Origin of the sequence: Streptomyces catenulae (genome assembly GCF_000718015.1) — a bacterium.
GTDB classification, from domain to species: Bacteria; Actinomycetota; Actinomycetes; order Streptomycetales; family Streptomycetaceae; genus Streptomyces; species Streptomyces catenulae.
The window spans coordinates 12,003-32,185 of the sequence record NZ_JODY01000017.1 but is presented as its reverse complement, the minus strand read 5'-3'; the positions used below and the strand labels follow the sequence as shown (position 1 = coordinate 32,185).

Genomic DNA, 20,183 nt, shown 5'->3' with positions numbered 1-20,183 from the left:
CGACGGCAGCGGTTCGGGGCCGCACCGCATGGGGCGGCCCGGGGGTACCGCGGGGGAGCGGGGCATGACCCGGACCGCGGCGCCCGGGGCCGGACGCGCGCCGGGTCCGGGCGCCACCGCGCCGCCCGCGCCGTCCCGTACCGTCGGGGTTCCGCCGCGCGGGCCGGGCTCCCCGGTGGGTCCGCGGCCGTCGCCGTCGGTTCCGGCCACCGGGCCCGCCTCGTCCGCCGGGCCGACGCCGCCCGCCACGCCGGGCAGCCCCGTACCGCCGTCCGGTGGGGCCGGGACGCCGAGCGCGGGGGCGTCGGGGCCCACGCCGCAGGCGCCGGGGCCGCTGCCGGGTGTGCTGAGCTGAGGCCCGGCGCGGAGCCCGGTGGGGCGCCGGGAGGGGCGGCGGCCATTTGCCTTACCGGGGTGGAGGTGCGTATGGTGGTAGATCGTTTGATCCCATTTGCCCGGCGCCAGAAAAGAAGCGCGCCGCGTGGCGCGTTCTCTCCCTTGCCGTGGCTGACCGCATTGAGGCGGTCTCTGTGAAACACACGGAGTTTGGGCGCGTGCCGAGACTCCGGAAGGTTTCGCATTTCGCATGTCCATTTCCACTGAACAGTCCGTCCTGCCCGCAGACGACGAGCAGGCCGTGACGGCGCTTCCCGCCGAGGGCGCCGAGCAGGCCGAGCAGGCCCCCGCCGAGCAGGCCCCCGAGGCCGTCGAGGAGGCCGCCGCCGACGAGGAGCCGCAGATCACCTTCGCGGACCTCGGTCTCGACGAGAAGATCGTCCGCAAGCTGGCGCAGAACGGTGTCACCACGCCGTTCCCGATCCAGGCGGCGACGATCCCGGACGCCATCGCCGGGCGCGACATCCTCGGCCGCGGCCGTACCGGCTCCGGCAAGACCCTCTCCTTCGGTCTGCCGCTGCTGACCCGCCTGGCCGGTGGCCGCACCGAGAAGAAGCGCCCCCGCGGCGTCATCCTCACCCCCACCCGTGAGCTGGCCATGCAGGTCAGCGACGCGCTGCAGCCCTACGGCGACGTCCTCGGCCTGAAGCTGAAGGTCGTCTGCGGCGGTACGTCCATGGGCAACCAGATCTACGCCCTGGAGCGCGGCGTCGACATCCTCGTCGCCACCCCGGGCCGACTGCGCGACATCATCAACCGCGGCGCCTGCTCGCTGGACGAGGTCGAGGTCGCCGTCCTGGACGAGGCCGACCAGATGGCCGACCTGGGCTTCCTGCCCGAGGTCACCGAGCTGCTCGACCTGGTGCCGACCGGCGGCCAGCGGATGCTCTTCTCCGCCACGATGGAGAACGAGATCGGCACGCTGGTCAAGCGGTACCTGAACGACCCGGTCAGCCACGAGGTCGACAGCGCCCAGGGCAACGTCACGACCATGACCCACCACGTCCTCGTCGTGAAGCCGAAGGACAAGGCGCCGGTCACCGCCGCCATCGCCGCCCGTAAGGGCCGCACCATCATCTTCGTCCGCACCCAGCTCGGCGCCGACCGCGTCGCCGAGCAGCTGCGCGACGCCGGTGTGAAGTCCGACGCGCTGCACGGCGGTATGACGCAGGGCGCGCGTACCCGCACCCTGGCCGACTTCAAGGACGGCTACGTCAACTGCCTGGTCGCCACCGACGTCGCCGCGCGCGGTATCCACGTCGACGGCATCGACCTGGTCCTCAACGTCGACCCGGCCGGTGACCACAAGGACTACCTGCACCGTTCCGGCCGTACGGCCCGTGCGGGCCAGTCCGGCACCGTCGTGTCGCTGTCCCTGCCGCACCAGCGTCGGCAGATCTTCCGTCTGATGGAGGACGCGGGCGTCGACGCCTCGCGCCACATCGTCGGCGGCGCCGGTGCCTTCGACGACGACGTCGCCCGGATCACCGGTGCGCGCTCGCTCACCGAGGTCCAGGCCGAGTCGGCGGCGAACTCCGCCAAGCAGGCCGAGCGCGAGGTCCAGGAGCTGACCCGGGAGCTGGAGCGCGTCCAGCGCCGCGCCACCGAGCTGCGTGAGGACGCGGACCGGCTGACCGCCCGCGCCGCCCGTGAGCGCGGCGAGGACCCGGCCGAGGCGCTCGCCGCCGTCGCCGCGACCGTGGAGGCCGTGGCCGCCGAGGTTCCGGCCCAGGCCGCCGCCTCCGAGGAGCGCCGCCCGGCGCAGCGTGACGAGCGCGGCAACTACGAGCGCCGTGACCGTCGTGACGAGCGTTCCGGTGGCCGTTCGTTCGACCGTCGTGACGACCGTCAGGGTGGCCGTTCCTTCGAGCGCCGCGACGACCGTCGTGACGACCGCTCCGGCGGGCGTTCCTTCGAGCGCCGCGACGACCGTCGTGACGACCGCTTCGGCGGCCGTTCCTTCGACCGTCGTGACGACCGTTCCGGTGGCCGCTCGTTCGACCGTCGTGACGACCGCCAGGGTGGGCGTTCCTTCGACCGTCGTGACGACCGTCAGGGTGGCCGTTCCTTCGACCGCCGCGACGACCGTCGTGACGACCGTTCCGGTGGCCGCTCGTTCGACCGCCGCGACGACCGCTCCGGCTCCGGCTTCAACCGTGACCGCGGCGACCGTCCCAGCCGTCCGTTCAACCGTGACGACCGCTCCGGTGGCCGTCCGTCCTCCGGCGGCTACCGCTCCGGTGGCGGCGACCGTCCGTTCAACCGCGACGACCGCTCCGGTGGCCGCCCCTCCGGTGGTTACCGCTCCGGTGGCGACCGTCCCTACGGCCGCCGTGACGACCACCGTGGCTCGGGCGCCGGTACCGGTTCCTTCGGCCGCCGTGACGACAAGCCGCGCTGGAAGCGCAACGGCTGACCACGGCCGAGGTGACGCCGTGACCCGGCGCCGCTGAACCCTCCGCAGGGCCCGTACCGCACACAAGTGCCGTACGGGCCCTGCGTGTTGAGGGGGTGGAACGGCGGTGGGCGCGCCCGGGTGGTGCCGCTCGGGGGCGCTCCGTGGGGCAATGCCTTCGGGCCGCGGGAGGGTGTCGGGCTATGCTGCTCGGTGCGGGCCATTAGCTCAATTGGCAGAGCAGTGGACTTTTAATCCATTGGTTCAGGGTTCGAGCCCCTGATGGCCCACCGGATGCGGTGCGTTGCGGCGCCGTCGACGGATGTGGAAGCGCCCCGCCCGGGGATCCTCGGGCGGGGCGCTTCTGTTCCGTGTACGGGCCGGTGCGCGGGGGTTCCGGGTCAGGCGCGGGCGGCGTCCGTCCCGTCGGGGGACGGCTCGGTGGCCGCCCGGGGGAAGTACCGGCGGGCGGCGAGGGCCACATGGACGAGGGCGATCAGGACGGGCACCTCGATGAGGGGGCCGACGACGCCGGCGAGCGCCTGGCCGGAGGTGGCGCCGAAGGTGGCGATCGCGACGGCGATGGCGAGTTCGAAGTTGTTGCCCGCGGCGGTGAACGCCAGGGTGGTCGCCCGCGGGTGGTCGAGCCCGACCGCCCTGCCCAGGGCCATGGAGCCGGTCCACAGCACGGCGAAGTAGACCAGCAGCGGCAGCGCGATCCGGGCCACGTCGACCGGCCGGGAGGTGATCGCGTCACCCTGGAGCGCGAAGAGCACGACGATGGTGAAGAGCAGGCCGTACAGGGCGTACGGGCCGATGCGCGGGATCAGCTTCGTCTCGTACCAGGTGCGGCCCCTGGCGCGTTCGCCGAGGCGGCGGGTGAGGAATCCGGCCACGAGCGGGATGCCGAGGAAGACGAGCACGTTCAGGGCGATGTGCCACACGGACACGTCCAGGCCCTGCCCGTCACCCAGTCCCAGCCACCGGGGCAGCAGGTCGAGGTAGAACCAGCCCAGCAGGCCGAACGCGAGGACCTGGAAGACGGAGTTCAGGGCGACGAGGACGGCGGCGGCTTCGCGGTCGCCGCAGGCCAGGTCGTTCCAGATGATCACCATGGCGATGCAGCGGGCCAGCCCGACGATGATCAGGCCGGTGCGGTACTCGGGCAGGTCGGGCAGGAAGAGCCAGGCCAGCGCGGACATCACGGCCGGGCCGATCAGCCAGTTGAGCACCAGGGACGGGATCAGCAGACGGCGGTCGCGGGTGACCGTGTCGAGGCGGTCGTAGCGGACCTTGGCGAGGACCGGGTACATCATCGCCAGCAGCCCGAGGGCGATCGGCAGTGAGACGCCGGTGACGGTGACCTTCGCCAGTGCGTCGCCGAGGCCCGGTACGAGACGCCCGAGGCCGAGGCCGGCGGCCATGGCGACCAGGATCCACACGGCGAGGTAGCGGTCGAGGAACGACAGGCGCCCGGCCACGCCCGGCGCGGGCGCGGCGGTCATGCGCGGCCCCCGGGGGCCGCGGCGGGGGCGGGCAGCGGCTCGCCCGCGGGGCGGGTGAGGAGTCCGGCGAGCCGGTCCGTCATCGCGGGCAGCAGCCGGTAGTGGACCCAGGTCCCGCGCCGCTCGCCGTCGATCAGACCGGCCTGCCGCAGCAGTTTGAGGTGGTGGGAGATGGTCGGCTGGGACAGGTCGAAGGCGGGGGTCAGATCGCAGACGCAGACCTCACCGCCGTCGCGGGAGGCGATCATCGACAGCAGCCGCAGCCGGACCGGATCCCCGAGCGCCTTGAACACCTTCGCCAACTCCCCGGCCTGCTCCTCGTCCAGCGGGGAGGTCAGCAGGGCCGGACAGCAGCCGTCGGCGGCCTCCTGGGCGCGCACCTCACACTCTTGATTCGACATACGTCTATGTTGATGAACTTCGATGCAGAGGACAACCTTGTGTCGATGGAGGTCGATTCGGCGCCCTCGGCGGGCTGCCGTGTCCCGCGTACCGCTCGTTCTCGACGTCGGACCAGGTCGCCGCCGCCACCCGGCGCCTGACGGACGCGGTCCAGGGCAAGGGCTGGGTGCACGGCCCCGGCGAGGAGCCGTGGGAGGGCTATTGGGAGGGCTATGGGGAGGGCTATGGGGTCAAGGCCGACTCGGGCCCGTATGACCCGTCCGGACCCCTTCGGCTCGCGTGACGGGGGAGGGGCGGAAAGCCTTGGGTGCCGGAGGAGTGGCCGGGAGCACGGTCGGCCGCGGGCAGGTGAGGCGGGAAGAGGCCGGTGCGGATGGGGCGAGGCGGGCGGGTCCGCACGGAGGACCGGGAGCGGTGGGCGCGGCGGGCGCAGATGTCGCCGGTCGGCCGCCGGTTGGCGCGGTGGCTGCCCGCCCTGCTGATCCTCGTCGGCATCGTCTTCGACAGCATCACCCCCGCGCGCTACACCGCCTCGCCGTTCTTCTCGGCGGCGCCGCTGGTCGCCGCGCCGCTGTACTCGCTGCGGAACACCGCGCTCACCGCCCTCGCGGCGCTGCTCGGCGAACTCGGGGCGGCGCTCTACACGGACACCCGGGACGCCAACCTCTCCGCGACCGAGGTCTCCACCGTCTTCGTCGTCGCCGTCCTCGCCCTCGGCATCAACCGGGTCGTCCGCCTCTCGGACGCCCGGCTCGCCTCCGTACGCGATGTCTCCGAGGCGGCCCAGCGGGCGGTGCTGCCGACGCCGCCGGAGCGGATCGGGGGGTTGGCGGTCGCCGCCCGGTACGTGGGGGCGCAGGCCGACGCGCGGATCGGCGGGGACCTGTACGCGGTGCAGGAGACGCCGCACGGGGTCCGGTTGATCGTCGGGGATGTGCGGGGGAAGGGGCTGGAGGCGGTCGAGGCGGCGGTGATCGTCATCGGGGCGTTCCGGGAGGCGGCGGAGCAGGAGGCGACGCTGGAGGCGGTGGCCGGGCGGCTGGAGCGGGCGCTCCAGCGGGAGGGGCGGCGGCGCGAGGGGCTGGACCAGTACGAGGGGTTCACCACGGCGGTGCTGGCGGAGATCCCGCCCGGGGAGCGCGCGGTGCTGCGCGTCCTGAACCGGGGGCATCCGCCGCCGCTGCTGCTCAACCCGGACGGCGGGCTGCGGGCGCTGGTGCCCGCGGTGCACGCGCTGCCGCTGGGCATGAGCGAGGTGGCCGGGTGGCCGGACCGCGCGGACGAACTCTTCTACCCCGCCGGTTCGGTCCTGCTGCTGTTCACGGACGGGCTGACGGAGGCGCGCAACCGGGCGGGGGAGTTCTACGACCCGGTGGCCCGGCTGCGCGGCCGGGTCTTCTCCGGCCCCGAGCGGCTGCTGGACACGCTGGTCACCGAGGTCGCTGCGCACACGGGCGGGGCGGGCGCGGACGACATGGCGCTGCTGGCGGTGCAGCGGCCGCTGGAGGAGTAGGCGGGGCGCTCCGGGGAGCGGCGGGGCGCGCGGCGCCATGGGGTGCGCCGGGGCGCGCGGGGAGGCCGGGGCCGTACCGGCGCGCGGGGCGTGCGGCCCGGGCCCGCGCGCCGGTACGGCCCCGGGGGCGGACCGCTACGCCACCCAGTGGAGGCTCTGGCCGTGTGCCCCCGTCAGCGCCACCGGGCGGTCGTCCAGCGCGAGGGTCAGCAGCTGCTCCCGGTGGTCCGGGGCGAGGCGGTCGGCGGTCGGGGCGGGCAGCCACGGGGTGACGGAGTGGTGCTCCTGGGAGATCCAGTGGCCGCCGCCCGGCCGCCCGGCGAGCAGCGCCCGCACCCGGTCGGCGAACCGTTCCCGGTGCGCGGGCGGCAGATACGGCAGCACCGAGGTGTGAAAGACGACGAGCGTGGCGTCCGCCGGGACCCGCGCCGCCAGCGTCGGCAACTCCTCGACCAGGTCACCGCGGACGATCTCGGGCCGCGGCGCCGCCCGTACCGCGTCCACCGCCGCCGTCAGCCGCCGCGCGCGCTCCGGGGTGCCCGGCCACACCAGGGAGCGCAGCCAGCGCAGCGCCTCGGGGTCGTCCACCGGGTCGAGCGGGGCGAGGTCGATACCGCCGCGCCAGACGACCTCCGGCAGCCGCGCGGGCGGCGCCGCCTCCGCCGCGGCCACCCGGTCCTCCCGCCCGATCCGGCACCGGAAGGTGACCGGGCTGTCCGGGGCGCCGAGGGTGTGCGCCTCCGGGGGCGCGTCCGGCCCGGCCGTCCCCGGGGAGACGCCGTCCGGCTCGTACGCGTACCGGTAGCGGTCCGGGTGGAGGCAGAGGCCGGCCGAGGTGCCGACCTCCAGGAGGGCCAACGGGCCGCGGAGGCGGGCCAGGAGGGGCAGCAGGGTGGCGCAGCGGCCCGGCTCGTTGGTCTGGGTGGAGCGGCTCATGACGACCGCCCGGACCTCGTCCCAGTGCCGGATCGTCCACTCGCGCCAGCGCCCGTACGCCAGCTCCCCGCGCGGACCCTGCTCGGCGTGCGGCCCGTCGAGGTGGCGGACGGCCGCCAGCAGGAGGTTGGGTTGCTGTTTGTTGCCCACCGGGAGGGACGCGGCGAGGAGTTCGCACAGCTCCCGGTCGTGCCCGATCCGTGCCGTCAGCTCCTCGTGGGCCGCACACCGGCCCCGCGCCTCCCACCAGGAGAAGTCCCGGTAGCGCGCTGCCAGGGCCGGTGCGTTGTTGACGAAGTCGACGACCATGATCAGACGCTACTGCCCTCACGGAGCGTGAGGAATGTGCACCCCTCCGCATAACAAGTGATGCACAATCACCCGCAGGCCGTTTCGTGAACGACGATCAACTCGACCGGTTTGTACGTGCGTTGCCCCGAAAAGTCTTGGCCAAGAGCCGTAGTCGTACGGAGTGGATTCGCGGGATCGCTTGGAAATCGGCCGCGATCTCTATTACTGTCCGATAACGGAGCGCGGTCGTCCCAGCCGTCGCAGAGGCGGCACCGTGCCCCCACGCCGAATCCCGTACGCGCTCTTCAGGTATGCCGGGCACCCAGGCACACCGGTGGTCACTTCCGCATACGGCGCCTCCCCGCACGTCGATGCGCCGATATTTCGTGAACTGCCGTGATGTGTCCTGCCTTTGACCCGGCGCCCCGAGCGGCGCGGAGGGAACCGGGGAACCACCTCCATGGGGTGAATCGGACGCCTCGGCCAGAGGCCGCCCGTAGGAGACCTTCCTGCTCCGAACCCGTCAGCTAACCCGGTAGGCGCGAAGGAAGGAAAGGAGTGCGCCCCCGTGGCGTCCAACAGGCTTGCCCCCGAGGCCCCGTACCCCCACGACCTCCCCCAGGATCTGCCCGGTTCCCTGACCGATACGGCCACCTTCGCCCCGGGCGCGTTCGCCCCGGAGGGCCCCGGTCCGTACGGCTACGCGGACGGCGAGCCCGGTGAGTGGAACCCGACCGAGGAGTCCGTGCGCTCCGTCCGGGGCCGCCACCGCGTCGGGAAGCAGCGCTCCGCGCTCGCCCGCAGCGGCACGGTCCTCGGCGTCGGCGTGATCGCGGCGGTCGGCGCCGGTGGCATGGCGACCGCCGAGGACAAGCCGCCGGTCCCGATCTCCATGCCGGACATCGGCGCCCTCGCCTCCGACGTCACCGGGGCGCTGCCGGACGCCGAATCGCTGCCCGGCATCGGCCCGTTGCTCGGCTCCGACGACGCGTCCCACCCCGCCACCGCCGCGGCGCCGCTCTCGTCCGCCGGGCTCACCGCCGAGGACGGGCAGGGCACCGGCGCCGGGGAGGCGCTGCGCAGCCGCATCCTCCAGCAGGCCGACACCCAGCAGGAGGCCGGGGAGCGCGACGCCCGGGACGCCGCCGAACACCGTGCGCTCGCCCGGGCGGAGCAGACCGCCACGAGCGACCACAAGGAGGCGGTGGCCGACGCGAAGGCGGAGCGCGCCGAGGCCGCGCGCAAGGCGGCGGCGGCCAAGGCGGAGCGGGAGGCCGAGGCCCGGAAGAAGGCCGAGGCCGCGCGCCTGGCCGAGCTGGCCAAGAGCTATCTGCTGCCGGTCACCTCGTACACCCTCACCGCCGGCTTCGGCCAGGCCGGTGACCGCTGGGCCGCCGACCACACCGGCCAGGACTTCGCCGCCCCCACGGGCACGCCGGTCAAGGCCGTCCACTCCGGCACCATCACCCAGGCGGGCTGGGCCGGTGCGTACGGCTACCGCATCGTCCTCACCCTCGACGACGGTACGGAGCTGTGGTTCTGCCATCTCTCGTCGATGGTGAAGACCGGCGGCAAGGTCTCCACCGGCGAGGTCATCGGCCGCGTCGGCGCCACCGGCAACGTCACCGGCCCCCACCTCCACCTGGAGGTCCGCCCCGGTGGCGGCGGCCCGATCGACCCCATGCCGTGGCTGCGGGCCCGGGGCCTGAACGTCTGAGGCGGCCCCGAGCGGAGTCCGGGGCCCGGCGCCGCTCCCGGGTCGGTGCACCCGGATGCCGTAGCCGGGAAATGCCCCTGACCCGAGCTGTGTTGAATGGCCGTATGACCACCACACGTAAGCCTCTCGGCTCGCTCTCCGTCTCCCCGCTCTGCCTCGGCGGCAACGTCTTCGGCTGGTCCACCGACGAGGCCGGGTCGTTCGACGTGCTCGACGCGTACGTCGCCGGCGGCGGCAACTTCCTCGACACCGCCGACGTCTACTCCGCCTGGGTCCCGGGCAACGAGGGCGGCGAGTCCGAGACCGTCATCGGCAACTGGCTCACCGCCCGCGGCAACCGCGACGACGTCGTCATCGCCACCAAGGTCGGCGCCCTCCCCGGCCTCAAGGGCCTCTCCGCCGCCACGATCCGGCAGGCCGTCGAGGGCTCGCTGCGCCGCCTGCGCACCGACCACATCGACCTCTACTACACCCACTACGACGACACCTCGCTGGAGGTCGGCGAGTTCCTGACCGTCCTCGACGACCTCGTCCGGGCCGGCAAGGTCCGCGAGATCGCCGCCTCCAACATCTCGGCGTCCCGCCTGGAGGAGGCGCTGACCTTCTCCGAGCGCGAGGGCCTCGCCCGCTACGTCGCCCTCCAGCCGCAGTACAACCTGGTCTCCCGCGACACCTACGAGGGCGAACTGTCCGAGGTCGCCGCCCGCCACGGCCTGGGCGCCGTCCCGTACTACGGGCTCGCCTCCGGCTTCCTGACCGGCAAGTACCGCCCCGGTACGGACGTCGACAGCGTCCGCTCCGGCAAGGCCGCCGCCCACCTCGCCACCGAGCGCGGCGTCCGCGTCCTGACCGCGCTCGACACGGTCGCCGCCGCCCACGGCGCGGAGGTGGCCACCGTCGCCCTCGCCTGGCTCGCCGCCCGCCCCACGGTCACCGCCCCCCTCGCCAGCGCCCGCACCACCGCCCAGCTCCCGGCCCTCCTGGCCGTCCAGGACCTCCGGCTCACCACCGAGGAACTGACCCTGCTGGACGAGGCTTCGGCGTAGGAGGCGTAGGAGGCGTAGGAGGCGTAGGAGGCGGAGGGAGCGGAAGGGCGAACGGGGGCCGCCCCCGGTGTCGGGTGCCGGGGCGGCCGGTTACGTAGGGGAGCAGGGGAGCGGGGGAGAGGAGAGCTGCCCATGGACAGGTACGTGGACGCGGACGTGGACGCGGACGCGGTCCGGGCATCGGGTGCGGGCCCCGGTCCGCTCCCCGCTGCGCGTCGGGCGGCGTACGCGGAGGTGGGCGCGCGGCTCTCCCTGCTGAGCGACCGCGCCCTCGGCGACGCGGTGGCCGCCGCCCCGGCGCAGGGTTCGGGCATCGGCGGCCGACGAGCGGAGATGGCGGTCGCGGGGCGCCGGGTCTTCGTCAAACGAGTCCCGCTGACCGACCTCGAACGGCGCCCGGAACACCTCCGCTCCACCGCCAACCTCTTCGGCCTCCCCGTGCACTACCAGTACGGGGTCGGCTCGGCGGGCTTCGGCGCCTGGCGGGAGCTGGCCGCGCACCTCATGACCACCGCCTGGGTCCTGGGCGACGCGTACCAAGGCTTCCCGCTCCTGTACCACTGGCGCGTGCTGCCGGACCGGCCCCCGGCCGACTTCGCCGACGAGTTCGGCGGCATCGACGGGGCCGTCGCCCACTGGGAGGGATCCGGCGCGGTACGCCGCCGACTGGAGGCCATCGGGAACTCCTCCGCCAGCCTGGTGCTCTTCCTGGAACACCTGCCCCGCACGCTCGCGGACCGGTTCACCGACGTCCGCGAGGGCGCCTGGGCGGAGCCCGGCGGCTGCGCGCCCTACCTCTGGGCGGAGCGCGAACTGCTACGCGGCACCGCGTTCATGAGCGCCCACGGGCTGGTCCACTTCGACACCCACTTCGCCAACCTGCTCACCGACGGCCACCGGATCTACTTCACGGACTTCGGCCTCGCCCTCAGCCGCGACTTCGACCTCACCCCCGAGGAGTCCGCCTTCCTCACCGACCACCTCGTGTACGACCGCTCGTACGCACCGTGGCATCTCCTCCGCCACCATCTCCCGGCCCCCGTACGCAAAGCCCTCGATCAGGAACCCTTCCTGAAAACCTGGCCCACGGCCCCCCGCCCCCACGCCCTCCCACCCGAACTCACCACCCTCCTCGACCGACACGCCCCCCACGCGACGATCCTGGACGAGTTCCACCGCCGCTTGATCGAGAAATCCAAACGGACACGGTTCCCGGGGGACGAGGTGAGGAGGGAGCTGAGGCGGGGAGGGGGCTGAGGTGGGGTGAGGGGGAGGTGGCTCGCGGGGCGGGTGTGCTGTTGGTGGGGCGTGCCGTTCGTGGGCTCCGGTGGGTCGCTGGCCATTGACCTTCGGCCCGTGCCCGGCCCGGGGCGTCCCGCCGGGGGCACCCGTGCCATCCCGCCGGGGCACCCGCGCCGGTCCGCTTGGGTCGCCATCCCGCCGGGGCACCCGCGCCGGTCCGCTTGGGTCGCCACCCCGCCGAGGTCACCCGCGCCGGTCCGCCACCGCCCAGGACGCCAGCGCCATGCCACCGGCCACCGCGAACACCGACGGCCAGGCACCGATCTTCTTCGCCAGCGGATGCGACCCGGCGAACGCCGCCACATACGCCCCGCCCAGCGCCGCCGCGGCCTTCCCGCCGGCCTTCTCCTGCCACCCCTTGGCCGCCACCGCCCCGGCAGCCGCCAACGCCACCCCACCCAGGGGCCGCTTCTTCGTCCACCGGGCCACGGCGTAACCACCCACGAGACCGGTCGCGGCCACTGCTGCTGTCGGAATGCCTGCCATCGCCATCACTCATGCCTCTCGTTCACGGGTTTGATAAACCGTCTCGTTGCTGGACCTTACGCCCGCCCCCTCGGACCTGAAGGGGCTGCCCGGCGCGCTACGACATCGGGGAGAACGCGACTCGTTTCCTCAACTGATTCTCTTGATCCTCAAGGAGCTGGACGCCAGAAAGATGTGGCGCTGCGCACATCGCTTGCAGACGCGTGCTATTCCCCCATCAGGTTGGCAAGATCGACCCATGGTGAAGGAGAAGTCGGCCCCCATTAGCTTTGGCGCCCCTGATGGGGTATCTGAGGGGCAGTGGTTCAAGGGGCACGCGGAGCTCCATGCAGCCGGGGTGCATCGCGCCCTTGGTAGGGGAATCGCGGGAACTGCTTCGGGTGGCGTAGATTCCATCGTCCTCTCTGGTGGATATCTCGATGATGTCTATGGCGAAGAAGAGATCGTCTATACCGGAGAGGGGTGTCGCGACCGCGATACGGGACGTCTCTATGCGGACCAGAGTATGGAATTTCCCGGAAATGCTGGACTGCTGCTCAACGAGGCGCGCGGTAACTCAGTACGCGTCATTCGCGGTCTGAAGATCAGGGGGAAGAAGCGACGCAAGGCGATGGGGGGATATGAATATTGCGGCTTGTTTCGGGTGGCCGACCACTGGATGACCGTCGGGAAAGAAGGCTTTCTCGTCTGCCAGTTCAAGCTGGTGAAGCTGGCGCCTGGTGAGACGCCCAAGGCGAAGCCGATAGCGCCGCCGATCGAAGATACTCCCGTCGAGGAGCAGGTGCGCCGTGCGGTGGAGTATCAGCGCCTGGTGCGGAATTCCAAGGTGGTGCGCGCCGTCAAGGAAATGTACGGCAATACGTGCCAAATGTGTGAGACTCGCCTACAGGTCTCTCCTGAGGGCGAGGCGTATAGCGAGGCCGCGCATATCCGGGCGCTGGGCAAGCCGCATAACGGGCCGGATGTGCTGGGAAATGTGCTCTGCCTGTGCGCTAACTGCCATGCCTTGTTTGATCGAGGTGCGCTTCAGCTCTCCGATCACCTTGACGTACTCGATGGTTTGACCCGGACGATCAAAGGCAAGCTGAAGAAGGTGCGCGAGCACGAAATAAAGGTTGAGTTTGTGCGCCACCATCGGCAGCGCTGGGACGACCGTTTCAGTACGCCGATTGACCACAAAAGCTGACGAAGAAAGGTGAGGGGACCTCAGGCCAGAACCCCTCACCTCGGCACCACGCGATGGCGAGGCGCCGCCCGCCCCTACTCCCCCCGTCGGAACATCAGGTCGTGGACCACGTGTCCCTTCTCCAGGCCCTGGCCCTCGAACTTGGTGAGGGGGCGGAAGTCGGGGCGGGGGGCGTAGTCGGGGTGGAGGTTGTGGAGGGTGGGTTCGGCGGTGAGGACGTCGAGCATCTGCTCGGCGTAGGGCTCCCAGTCGGTGGCGCAGTGGACGAGGGCGCCGGGGGCGAGGCGGGTGGTGGCCAGGCCGATGAACTCCGGCTGGATCAGGCGCCGCTTGTGGTGGCGCTTCTTCGGCCAGGGGTCGGGGAAGAAGACGCGCAGCCCGGCCAGGGAGCCGGGGGCGAGCATCTCGCGCAGCAGGATGATCGCGTCGCCGTTGACCACGCGGATGTTGGTCAGGCCGTTCCGTTCGGCGAGGGCGAGGAGGTTGCCCTGGCCGGGGGTGTGGACGTCGCAGGCGAGGATGCCGGTGTCCGGGTCGGCCGCGGCCATCTGCGCGGTGGCCTCGCCCATGCCGAAGCCGATCTCCAGGACGACCGGGCGGCCGTCGAAGAACGTGTCGAGGTCGATCCGGGAGAGCCCGTCGATGTCCCGGCCCCACACCGGCCACAGGCGTCGCAGCGCGGCGGCCTGGCTCGGCGAGACGCGGCTGCGGCGGGGCTGGAAGGAGCGGATCCGGCGTTCGTGGTGGTCACCGGCCGGGTCGGCGGCGGGCCCGCTCCCGTCGGGGAACATCGGGCCGTCGCGGCGGATCCGCGTCGCGCCGGACGCCTCGGCGCCGCCGGACTCCGGGACGCCGTCGTTCACGGGGCCGTCGTGCCCAGCGCCGTCGGCCGGGGCGCCGTCCGCCCGGTACGGGGCGGTGCCTTCCGGGACGCTGGTTTCCTGGCTGCCGGACTCGGGGGTGCGGGGATTCTCGGACACAGTCCGGAGATTCTACGGGCCCCGGGCGGCCGGACGCGTTCCCGATGAGCGGGGCCGTCGGCCAGTGGACGGGCGGTGAGCGGGCGGTGAGCGGGCGATCGGCGGACGGTGAGCAGGCAGTGAGCGGCGGGTGATCGGCCCCCGGCCGGGCGGTCCGGTCGGGAGTGGGTGGCTCCCCGGGGGCTACCTCCGGGGGTGGGGCGTTCGGCCTTGCGGGGGGGGGCGATGGGCTGAGCTGACTGTTCGGGCCTTGCGGTGTGGGGCGGGGCGATGGCCTGAGCCGACCATCCGCCCTCGCGCGGGGGTACGGGGCCGATGGCCCGAGCCGACCGTCCGGCCCTGCTGCCTCGGCCTCGACCACCCCGAGCCGACGGCCCTAGCTGACGATCCGACCTTGCCGCCTCGGCCCCGATCCCCCCGAGTCGACGGCCCTAGCTGACCTCCGGCCTTGCCGCCCAGGCCCCGTCCCCGAGCCGCTCCCCCACCCGGCCGCCCAGGCCCCGGCCGCCTCCCCCCAGCCGCCCAGGAACCCCACCGCAGGCCGAGGCGGGCGAGGGCGGTGGCCACGTTCCGCCCCTTCCGCCCAAGCCCCGCCCCTTCCGCCCAAGCCCCACCCCACCCGTCCGAACACGCCTCCCCCACACCCTCCACACACCGCGCCCGCACGCCCCCTGTCCCTTGCGGCGCCTACCCCCGGGGCGGTTGGCGCGCTGTGCAGCGGGCTGCATACGATGCGTGGCCGCCACAACGAACAAACCAGGGGGTCGGTCGGAATGACGCAGGAGCAGGGGAACGGGGCTCATCCGCAGGAAGAGCCACCGGGCTCCGGGCCGACCCGGCCCGACACCGCGACGCCGGGCCAGGGCCAGCCGGGCGCCGCCCCCGGCGCCCCCACACCGGCCACCCCCGGGGCCACCCCCGGGGCACCCGCCACCCCCGCAGCTCCCCCGCCGGGACCGGAGGCATCCGCCCCCGCGCGCCCCGCCGGGACCATGAAGCTCGCCGCCGTCCAGCCGCCCGCGGCTGCGGACCAGCAGGCTGCGGACCAGCAGGCTCCGGCGCGCCCCGCCGGAACCATGCAGCTCTCCATGGCCAAGCCCCCCGCGCCCGGCACCCCGCCGGTGCCGCCGCAGGGGCAGCCCGGCGCCCCGCAGCCCCCCGCGCCCCAGGGACACCCGGGAACGCCGCCGCCCCCGGGCCCGTACGGCGCGCCCCAGGGACAGCCCGGCGCCCCCGGACCGTACGCCCCCGGCCAGGGCGTCCCCGGTGCGTACGGTCAGCAGCCCGGTGCGCCGGGAATGTATCCGCCGCCCGGCGGCCCGATGGCTCCCGGGCAGGGCGGTGCGGGCTTCCCGCCGCGCGGTGGACCGCAGGGGTTCGGGCAGCCGCCGCAGGGCGGGGCGCCGTTCGGGCCGGGGCCCGGCGGGGTGCCGGGGGCGCCGCTGCCGCCGGGCGGGCAGCGGCGCGGGATACCGCTGGCCGCGATCCTCGCGATCGTGTTCGTCCTGGTGGTGGCGCTCGGCACCGGCGGGTACTTCCTGCTGCGCGGCTCCTCCGACGACGGGGCGGAGCAGCGGCCGCCGCTCTCCATGGCGCAGATGTGGAACGTCGATCTGAAGAAGAGCGCCACCCCGCCCGACGAGAAGCTCGGGATGCGGTCGGTGTGGATGACCGACGGCGCCGTCGTCTACGGCGACAAGGACGGCGTCCGCGCCTACAACGACCAGACCGGTAAGAAGGAATGGGAGCTGGAGGCGCCGAAGGGCGCCGGTGAGGTCTGCGCGCTGCCCGCGGAGCCGAACGGCGACGGCGTCGGCGCCGCGGTCTTCGACTCCGGCGGCGGCGACTGCTCGTTCCTCTCCGTCTTCGACACCAAGTCCGGCCACACCCTGTGGGTACGGAACCTCAAGGGCCGCCAGTCGGAGGACCACCCGCTCGTCGGCATCAGCCATGAGCAGGTCGTGGCCGCCATCGGCAACACCTACTCCGGCTACGCCATCTCCGGCGGCGCCGGCAAGTGGACCCTCAAGTGGCCCGCCGGTGACTGCACCGCGTCGTTCGGTATGAGCAACGAGTACCTGGCGCGGGTCAGCGACTGCTCGAAGGCGAAGCCGCACCGCACGCTGCTGGTCCAGGAGCACGAGCTGGACAGCTTCAACGCGTTCGTCCCCAACGAGAAGCTGGAGGTCGAGCGCATCGTCTCCGACGACCCGCTGGTCCTCCTGATGGGCGGCAACGGCCCGAACGACAAGCGGGTGCTGCGGACGTTCGACACCGAGAGCCGGCCGAAGCCGGACAAGACCATCGAGCTGACGGGCGACCTCGCGGAGCTGGACCTCGAAGCCCGGACGACCATGGTCGACCAGGACGCGAAGGTGCTGGTGACGACGTACGGCAACCACGCGGGCACGACCGCCGTCGACCTGAAGACCGGCAAGCGCCTGTGGAAGCGGTCCGGGGCGGCTGCCGTAGCGCTCGACGGAGAGCACGTCATCGCGGTCGGTGCCTCCCACGGCAGCCCCTCGCACCCCGCCACGCAGGACCCCGAACTGCTGTCGCTGGGGCTGCGGGACGCCAAGACGGAGCTGATGGGCACGCTCTTCACCGAGAAGCACGATCTGCCGTCCGCGCCGAACATGTCGATGAAGTGGGACGGCAACGAGCGGGTGCTGTACGTCGAGGGGGAGTCGGTGTCGACCTCCCAGCCGTTCCTCCGCGCCTACAAGGCGTCGAGCGGCTCCCCGATGCCCATCCCCGCCGACTGACGACCCTCCGCCGGACGGCCCGCCGTCCATGAGCACCGCGTGGGCGGTGCGGGCCCCGCGCCCGCACCGCCCACCTGTGCGTTCAGCGCCGGTCCAGCACCGCCGTCACCCGCTCCGCGATCTCCCGCCCGATGGGCAGCGACGCGGTGGCCGCCGGGGACGGGGCGTTGAGGACGTGGACGATGCCGGGGGAGTCGGCGAAGAGGAAGTCGTCGACGAGGGTGCCGTCGGGCAGGACCGCCTGGGCGCGGACCCCGGCGGGCGCCGGGCGCAGATCGTCCTCGGTGACGGCGGGCAGCAGACGGCGCACGGCGGTGGTGAAGGCGCGGCGGGAGAGTGAGCGGTGCAGCTCGCCCGCGCCGTACCGCCAGTGGCGCCGGGCTATCCGCCACGAGCCGCGGTACGCGAGGGTCCCGGCCAGCTCGGTGGGGCGCAGGGTGCGCCAGTCGTAGCCCTCGCGGGCCAGGGCCGGGACGGCGTTCGGGCCGATGTGGACGGCGCCGTCGACGCCGCGGGTGAGATGGACGCCGAGGAACGGGAACGCCGGGTCGGGGACGGGGTAGACCAGACCGCGCACCAGCCCGGCGCGCTCCGGGGCGAGGAGGTGGTACTCGCCGCGGAAGGGCACGATCCGCATACCCGGGTCGTCACCGGCCAGCCGGGCGATCCGGTCGCTGTGCAGCCCGGCGCAGTTGACCAGGGCGCGGGCGCGGTGGACCGTGCCGTCCGCCGTGGCGACGGCGACCCGCCCCGGGCGCCGCCCGATCCGCGTCACCTCGGCGCCGTACGCGATCGTGGCCCCGGCCTCCCGGGCGAGGCGGCCGAAGGTGCGGGCGACGGCGCCGAAGTCGCAGATGCCGGTGGTGCCGACATGGATGGCGGCGAGGCCGCGGACCTCCGGCTCGTACTCGGTGATCTGCGCCGGGCCCAGCTCGCGGACGGGCAGCCCGTGCTCGCGTCCGCGCTGGATGAGGGCGTGCAGCCGGGGCAGCTCGGCGCGGTCGGTGGCGACGATCAGCTTGCCGGTGACCTCGTGCGGGATGGCGTGCTCGGCGCAGAACGCCACCAGCTCGGCCGAGCCCCGGAGGGCGTAGCGGGCCTTGAGGGAGCCGGGCGGGTAGTAGATACCGCTGTGGATCACGCCGCTGTTGCGGCCGGTCTGGTGCCGGGCCGGGCCGGACTCCTTCTCCAGCACCGTCACGCGCAGCCCCGGTACGGCGCGGGTGAGGGCATGGGCCGTCGAGAGTCCGACGATGCCCGCACCGATCACCAGCACGTCGCAGTCGTGCGCCGCCACTGCACCTCCCCAACCGCGAGAACGCGGGAACCGCCCCCGACGCGGGCCACCCCTGACCGCGGCCCGCTCGCCGTCGCCCGACGACCTACCCCATCATGACGCGAGGTACTGACAACACCGCGCGACCAGGGCGGGAACCCCCGCAGAGCCTGCGAAACGGCGGCGGAACGGGCAACTCCGGCGGAAGCGGTCCACCGATCGGCCGACCGAACCCCGACCGACCGGCCACCCGGCCCCGGCCCTGGCCCCGGCCGACGCTCCGGCCCGTCCGCCCCGCGTGCCCCGGTGCGCCTACGCGGGCGCCGCCAGCAACGGGCGGGCCCGCTCGCGCAGTTCCACCACCCGCGGCTCGTCCCCGTACGGCTCCAGGCGGTGGAGCAGATCGCGGACGTACTCGGTGGTGCGGGCCGAGGAGATACGGCCGGCCACCTCCACGGCACGGGTGCCCGCGGCGCAGGCGGCGTCGAGGTTGCCGGACTCCAGCTCGGCGACGGCGGAGACCACCAGCCGCAGCCCGTGCGAGCGGACGAACTCCTCGGTGGGCCGGGAGAGCGCCTGCTCGGTGAAGCGGCGCACCTGGCGGGGCAGGCGCAGATCGCGGTAGCACTCGGCGGCGTCGGCGGCGAACCGCTCGTAGGAGTAGAAGTCGAGCCAGGACGGGTCGGCGTCGCCGCCGCGGGAGCGCTCCAGCCACCCCTCGGCGGCCTTCAGCGCCACCTCGCAGGCCCGGGCCTCCCCGGCCTTCGCCTGGGCGCGCGCCTCCACCAGGCGGAAGAAGCTCATGGTGCGTGCGGTGGCCAGCCCGCGGTTGCGCTCCAGCGCCGCCTGCGCGAGATCGACGCCCTCGTCGGCGAAGCCGCGGTACGTCGCCTGGAGGGACATCGAGGCGAGGACGTAGCCGCCCAGGGGGACGTCGGCCGCGGCGCGGGCCAGCCGCAGCGCCTGGATGTAGTAGCGCTGGGCGGCCTCCTGCTGCCCGGTGTCGAACGCCATCCACCCGGCGAGCCGGGTGAGTTCGGAGGTCGCGCCGAAGAGGGCGCGCCCCACCTCGTCGCTGTACGAGGCGAGGAGCAGCGGGGCCGCGTCCACCCGCAGGCACTCCGGCACCATGGACGAACGCCAGTCGCCGCCGCCGTACTTGGAGTCCCAGCGGCGCGCGTCCTCCGCCGCCTCGCGGAGTTTGCTGACGTCGCTGTGGCCGACATGCTGGGGCGTCGCCGCGTCCGCGGCGGAGGCGGCCTCCTTCTCGCCCGCCTCGGCCGCCTCGACCGCGTTCCGTGCCACCGAGCTGTCGGCCGGGGATATCAGCCACCGGGAGGCGGGGGTGGCGTACGCGCTGACGGCGAAGGATCCGGCCAGGCTCTGCCAGATCCCTCCGCCGCCGGCCCGCCGTCCGGCCAGATCCAGTCGGTAGAGATCGGTGGCGGAACGCACCGCTGCGCCCACATCGCGGGGAAATGTCAGCCCGACCTCGGGCGCCGGATCCGCGTCCCCGAGGCCGATCTCGTGCAGCGGGACCGGTCGTCCCAGCTTGCTGCCGATCGCGGAGGCGATCAGATGGGGCGCGGCGCCCTGCGGCACCATCCCCTTGGAGACCCAGCGGGCGACCGACGTCTTGTCGTAACGAAGCGTCAGCCCGCGCTGTGCGCCGAGGTCGTTCACCCGGCGCGCCAGACCGGCGTTGCTGATACCCGCGAGGGCGAGAACGGTGCCGAGCTTCTCGTTCGGCCCGCGTATATCCCTGGACATGCGCACCCCTCGACACTGCGACGGCAGCCCCGGTGCCCCGGGGCGTGCGTCCACCCAGAGTAGTTCGCCGGATCCCGACCGTTAAGGGCCGGTGTCCCGGATGGCGAGATTCATCTCGGCTCGGGGGAGCGGGAGTTGGCATGTGCTCCGGGTACGTGTTGCCGTGCGCCCACATGTGCGCGCTGCCTCCCCGGGAACGCCGCCGCTTGCATGGGTG

At 73.4% G+C, this 20,183-nt stretch carries 14 protein-coding genes, 1 tRNA gene and 1 riboswitch; of the genes, 8 read left to right on the top strand and 7 right to left on the bottom strand.

All coding sequences use genetic code 11. The features are described 5' to 3' along the window. The first annotated feature begins 586 nt into the window (after positions 1 to 586). Positions 587 to 2,812, top strand: coding sequence for a DEAD/DEAH box helicase (locus IF23_RS0116420; RefSeq protein WP_030284291.1), 2,226 nt, complete (start codon positions 587 to 589; stop codon positions 2,810 to 2,812). Between the two features lie 196 nt (positions 2,813 to 3,008). Beyond that, positions 3,009 to 3,081 (top strand) — tRNA-Lys (locus IF23_RS0116415). 111 nt (positions 3,082 to 3,192) lie between these two features. Here IF23_RS0116415 and arsB read toward each other — a convergent pair. Together arsB and IF23_RS0116405 are read right to left on the bottom strand one after the other, a co-directional pair. After that, positions 3,193 to 4,296, bottom strand: coding sequence for an ACR3 family arsenite efflux transporter (arsB, locus tag IF23_RS0116410; protein ID WP_030284289.1), 1,104 nt, complete (start codon positions 4,294 to 4,296; stop codon positions 3,193 to 3,195). Continuing rightward, a complete protein-coding gene (locus IF23_RS0116405; protein ID WP_030284287.1) occupies positions 4,293 to 4,697 on the bottom strand; it encodes an ArsR/SmtB family transcription factor in 405 nt (134 codons plus the stop codon). The genes arsB and IF23_RS0116405 overlap by 4 nt, the downstream gene beginning before the upstream one ends. Before the next feature lie 374 nt (positions 4,698 to 5,071). On the opposite strand from IF23_RS0116405, the gene IF23_RS0116400 reads away from it, so the two are divergent. Then, on the top strand, positions 5,072 to 6,211 hold the full coding sequence (locus IF23_RS0116400; RefSeq protein ID WP_051739608.1) for a PP2C family protein-serine/threonine phosphatase: 1,140 nt from the start codon (positions 5,072 to 5,074) through the stop codon (positions 6,209 to 6,211). A gap of 135 nt (positions 6,212 to 6,346) precedes the next feature. Here IF23_RS0116400 and IF23_RS0116395 read toward each other — a convergent pair whose 3' ends face one another. Then, complete coding sequence (locus tag IF23_RS0116395; protein ID WP_030284282.1) at positions 6,347 to 7,456, bottom strand: DUF2332 domain-containing protein; 1,110 nt, start codon at positions 7,454 to 7,456, stop codon at positions 6,347 to 6,349. Positions 7,457 to 7,849: 393 nt separating this feature from the next. Beyond that, a riboswitch (cyclic di-AMP (ydaO/yuaA leader) is annotated at positions 7,850 to 7,994 on the top strand. Between the two features lie 12 nt (positions 7,995 to 8,006). Here IF23_RS0116395 and IF23_RS0116390 point away from each other — a divergent pair. The 3 genes from IF23_RS0116390 to IF23_RS0116380 all read left to right on the top strand — a co-directional run bounded on the left by IF23_RS0116390 (position 8,007) and on the right by IF23_RS0116380 (position 11,458). Further along, positions 8,007 to 9,155, top strand: a complete 1,149-nt coding sequence (locus IF23_RS0116390) for a M23 family metallopeptidase (RefSeq protein ID WP_030284280.1) — start codon at positions 8,007 to 8,009, stop codon at positions 9,153 to 9,155. Positions 9,156 to 9,259: 104 nt separating this feature from the next. Next, positions 9,260 to 10,201, top strand: a complete 942-nt coding sequence (locus IF23_RS0116385; RefSeq protein ID WP_030284278.1) for an aldo/keto reductase — start codon at positions 9,260 to 9,262, stop codon at positions 10,199 to 10,201. A 132-nt stretch (positions 10,202 to 10,333) separates the two neighbouring features. After that, entirely contained in the window at positions 10,334 to 11,458 is a 1,125-nt protein-coding gene (locus IF23_RS0116380) for a protein kinase family protein (RefSeq protein WP_037678356.1), read from the top strand. A gap of 228 nt (positions 11,459 to 11,686) precedes the next feature. Here IF23_RS0116380 and IF23_RS0116375 read toward each other — a convergent pair whose 3' ends face one another. Further along, on the bottom strand, positions 11,687 to 11,989 hold the full coding sequence (locus IF23_RS0116375) for a hypothetical protein (protein ID WP_030284274.1): 303 nt from the start codon (positions 11,987 to 11,989) through the stop codon (positions 11,687 to 11,689). Between the two features lie 238 nt (positions 11,990 to 12,227). Between IF23_RS0116375 and IF23_RS34965 the strand changes: the two genes are divergently transcribed. Then, positions 12,228 to 13,175 carry a YDG/SRA domain-containing protein gene (locus IF23_RS34965; protein WP_030284272.1) on the top strand — a complete coding sequence of 316 codons (948 nt, stop codon included), beginning with the start codon at positions 12,228 to 12,230 and terminating at the stop codon, positions 13,173 to 13,175. A gap of 74 nt (positions 13,176 to 13,249) precedes the next feature. Here IF23_RS34965 and trmB read toward each other — a convergent pair whose 3' ends face one another. Next, positions 13,250 to 14,155 (bottom strand): tRNA (guanosine(46)-N7)-methyltransferase TrmB, encoded by a 906-nt coding sequence (gene trmB, locus IF23_RS0116365; RefSeq protein WP_030284270.1) that lies wholly within the window; start codon positions 14,153 to 14,155, stop codon positions 13,250 to 13,252. Positions 14,156 to 14,928: 773 nt separating this feature from the next. On the opposite strand from trmB, the gene IF23_RS0116360 reads away from it, so the two are divergent. After that, positions 14,929 to 16,920 carry a PQQ-binding-like beta-propeller repeat protein gene (locus IF23_RS0116360; protein WP_157848016.1) on the top strand — a complete coding sequence of 664 codons (1,992 nt, stop codon included), beginning with the start codon at positions 14,929 to 14,931 and terminating at the stop codon, positions 16,918 to 16,920. An 82-nt stretch (positions 16,921 to 17,002) separates the two neighbouring features. On the opposite strand, the gene lhgO is transcribed toward IF23_RS0116360, so the two are convergent. Further along, positions 17,003 to 18,217: an L-2-hydroxyglutarate oxidase gene (gene lhgO, locus IF23_RS0116355; protein WP_030284265.1), complete on the bottom strand. Its 1,215-nt coding sequence runs from the start codon at positions 18,215 to 18,217 to the stop codon at positions 17,003 to 17,005. A 291-nt stretch (positions 18,218 to 18,508) separates the two neighbouring features. Continuing rightward, positions 18,509 to 19,966 carry an NsdA family TPR-like regulatory protein gene (locus IF23_RS0116350; RefSeq protein WP_030284263.1) on the bottom strand — a complete coding sequence of 486 codons (1,458 nt, stop codon included), beginning with the start codon at positions 19,964 to 19,966 and terminating at the stop codon, positions 18,509 to 18,511. Positions 19,967 to 20,183: the final 217 nt, after the last annotated feature.

Coding starts and splice junctions, on each gene's coding strand:
- IF23_RS0116420 (WP_030284291.1), top strand. CDS start 587: ATGTCCATTTCCACTGAACAGTCCGTCCTGCCCGCAGACGACGAGCAG.
- arsB (WP_030284289.1), bottom strand. CDS start 4,296: ATGACCGCCGCGCCCGCGCCGGGCGTGGCCGGGCGCCTGTCGTTCCTC.
- IF23_RS0116405 (WP_030284287.1), bottom strand. CDS start 4,697: ATGTCGAATCAAGAGTGTGAGGTGCGCGCCCAGGAGGCCGCCGACGGC.
- IF23_RS0116400 (WP_051739608.1), top strand. CDS start 5,072: ATGGGGCGAGGCGGGCGGGTCCGCACGGAGGACCGGGAGCGGTGGGCG.
- IF23_RS0116395 (WP_030284282.1), bottom strand. CDS start 7,456: ATGGTCGTCGACTTCGTCAACAACGCACCGGCCCTGGCAGCGCGCTAC.
- IF23_RS0116385 (WP_030284278.1), top strand. CDS start 9,260: ATGACCACCACACGTAAGCCTCTCGGCTCGCTCTCCGTCTCCCCGCTC.
- IF23_RS0116380 (WP_037678356.1), top strand. CDS start 10,334: ATGGACAGGTACGTGGACGCGGACGTGGACGCGGACGCGGTCCGGGCA.
- IF23_RS0116375 (WP_030284274.1), bottom strand. CDS start 11,989: ATGGCAGGCATTCCGACAGCAGCAGTGGCCGCGACCGGTCTCGTGGGT.
- IF23_RS34965 (WP_030284272.1), top strand. CDS start 12,228: ATGGTGAAGGAGAAGTCGGCCCCCATTAGCTTTGGCGCCCCTGATGGG.
- IF23_RS0116360 (WP_157848016.1), top strand. CDS start 14,929: ATGACGCAGGAGCAGGGGAACGGGGCTCATCCGCAGGAAGAGCCACCG.
- IF23_RS0116350 (WP_030284263.1), bottom strand. CDS start 19,966: ATGTCCAGGGATATACGCGGGCCGAACGAGAAGCTCGGCACCGTTCTC.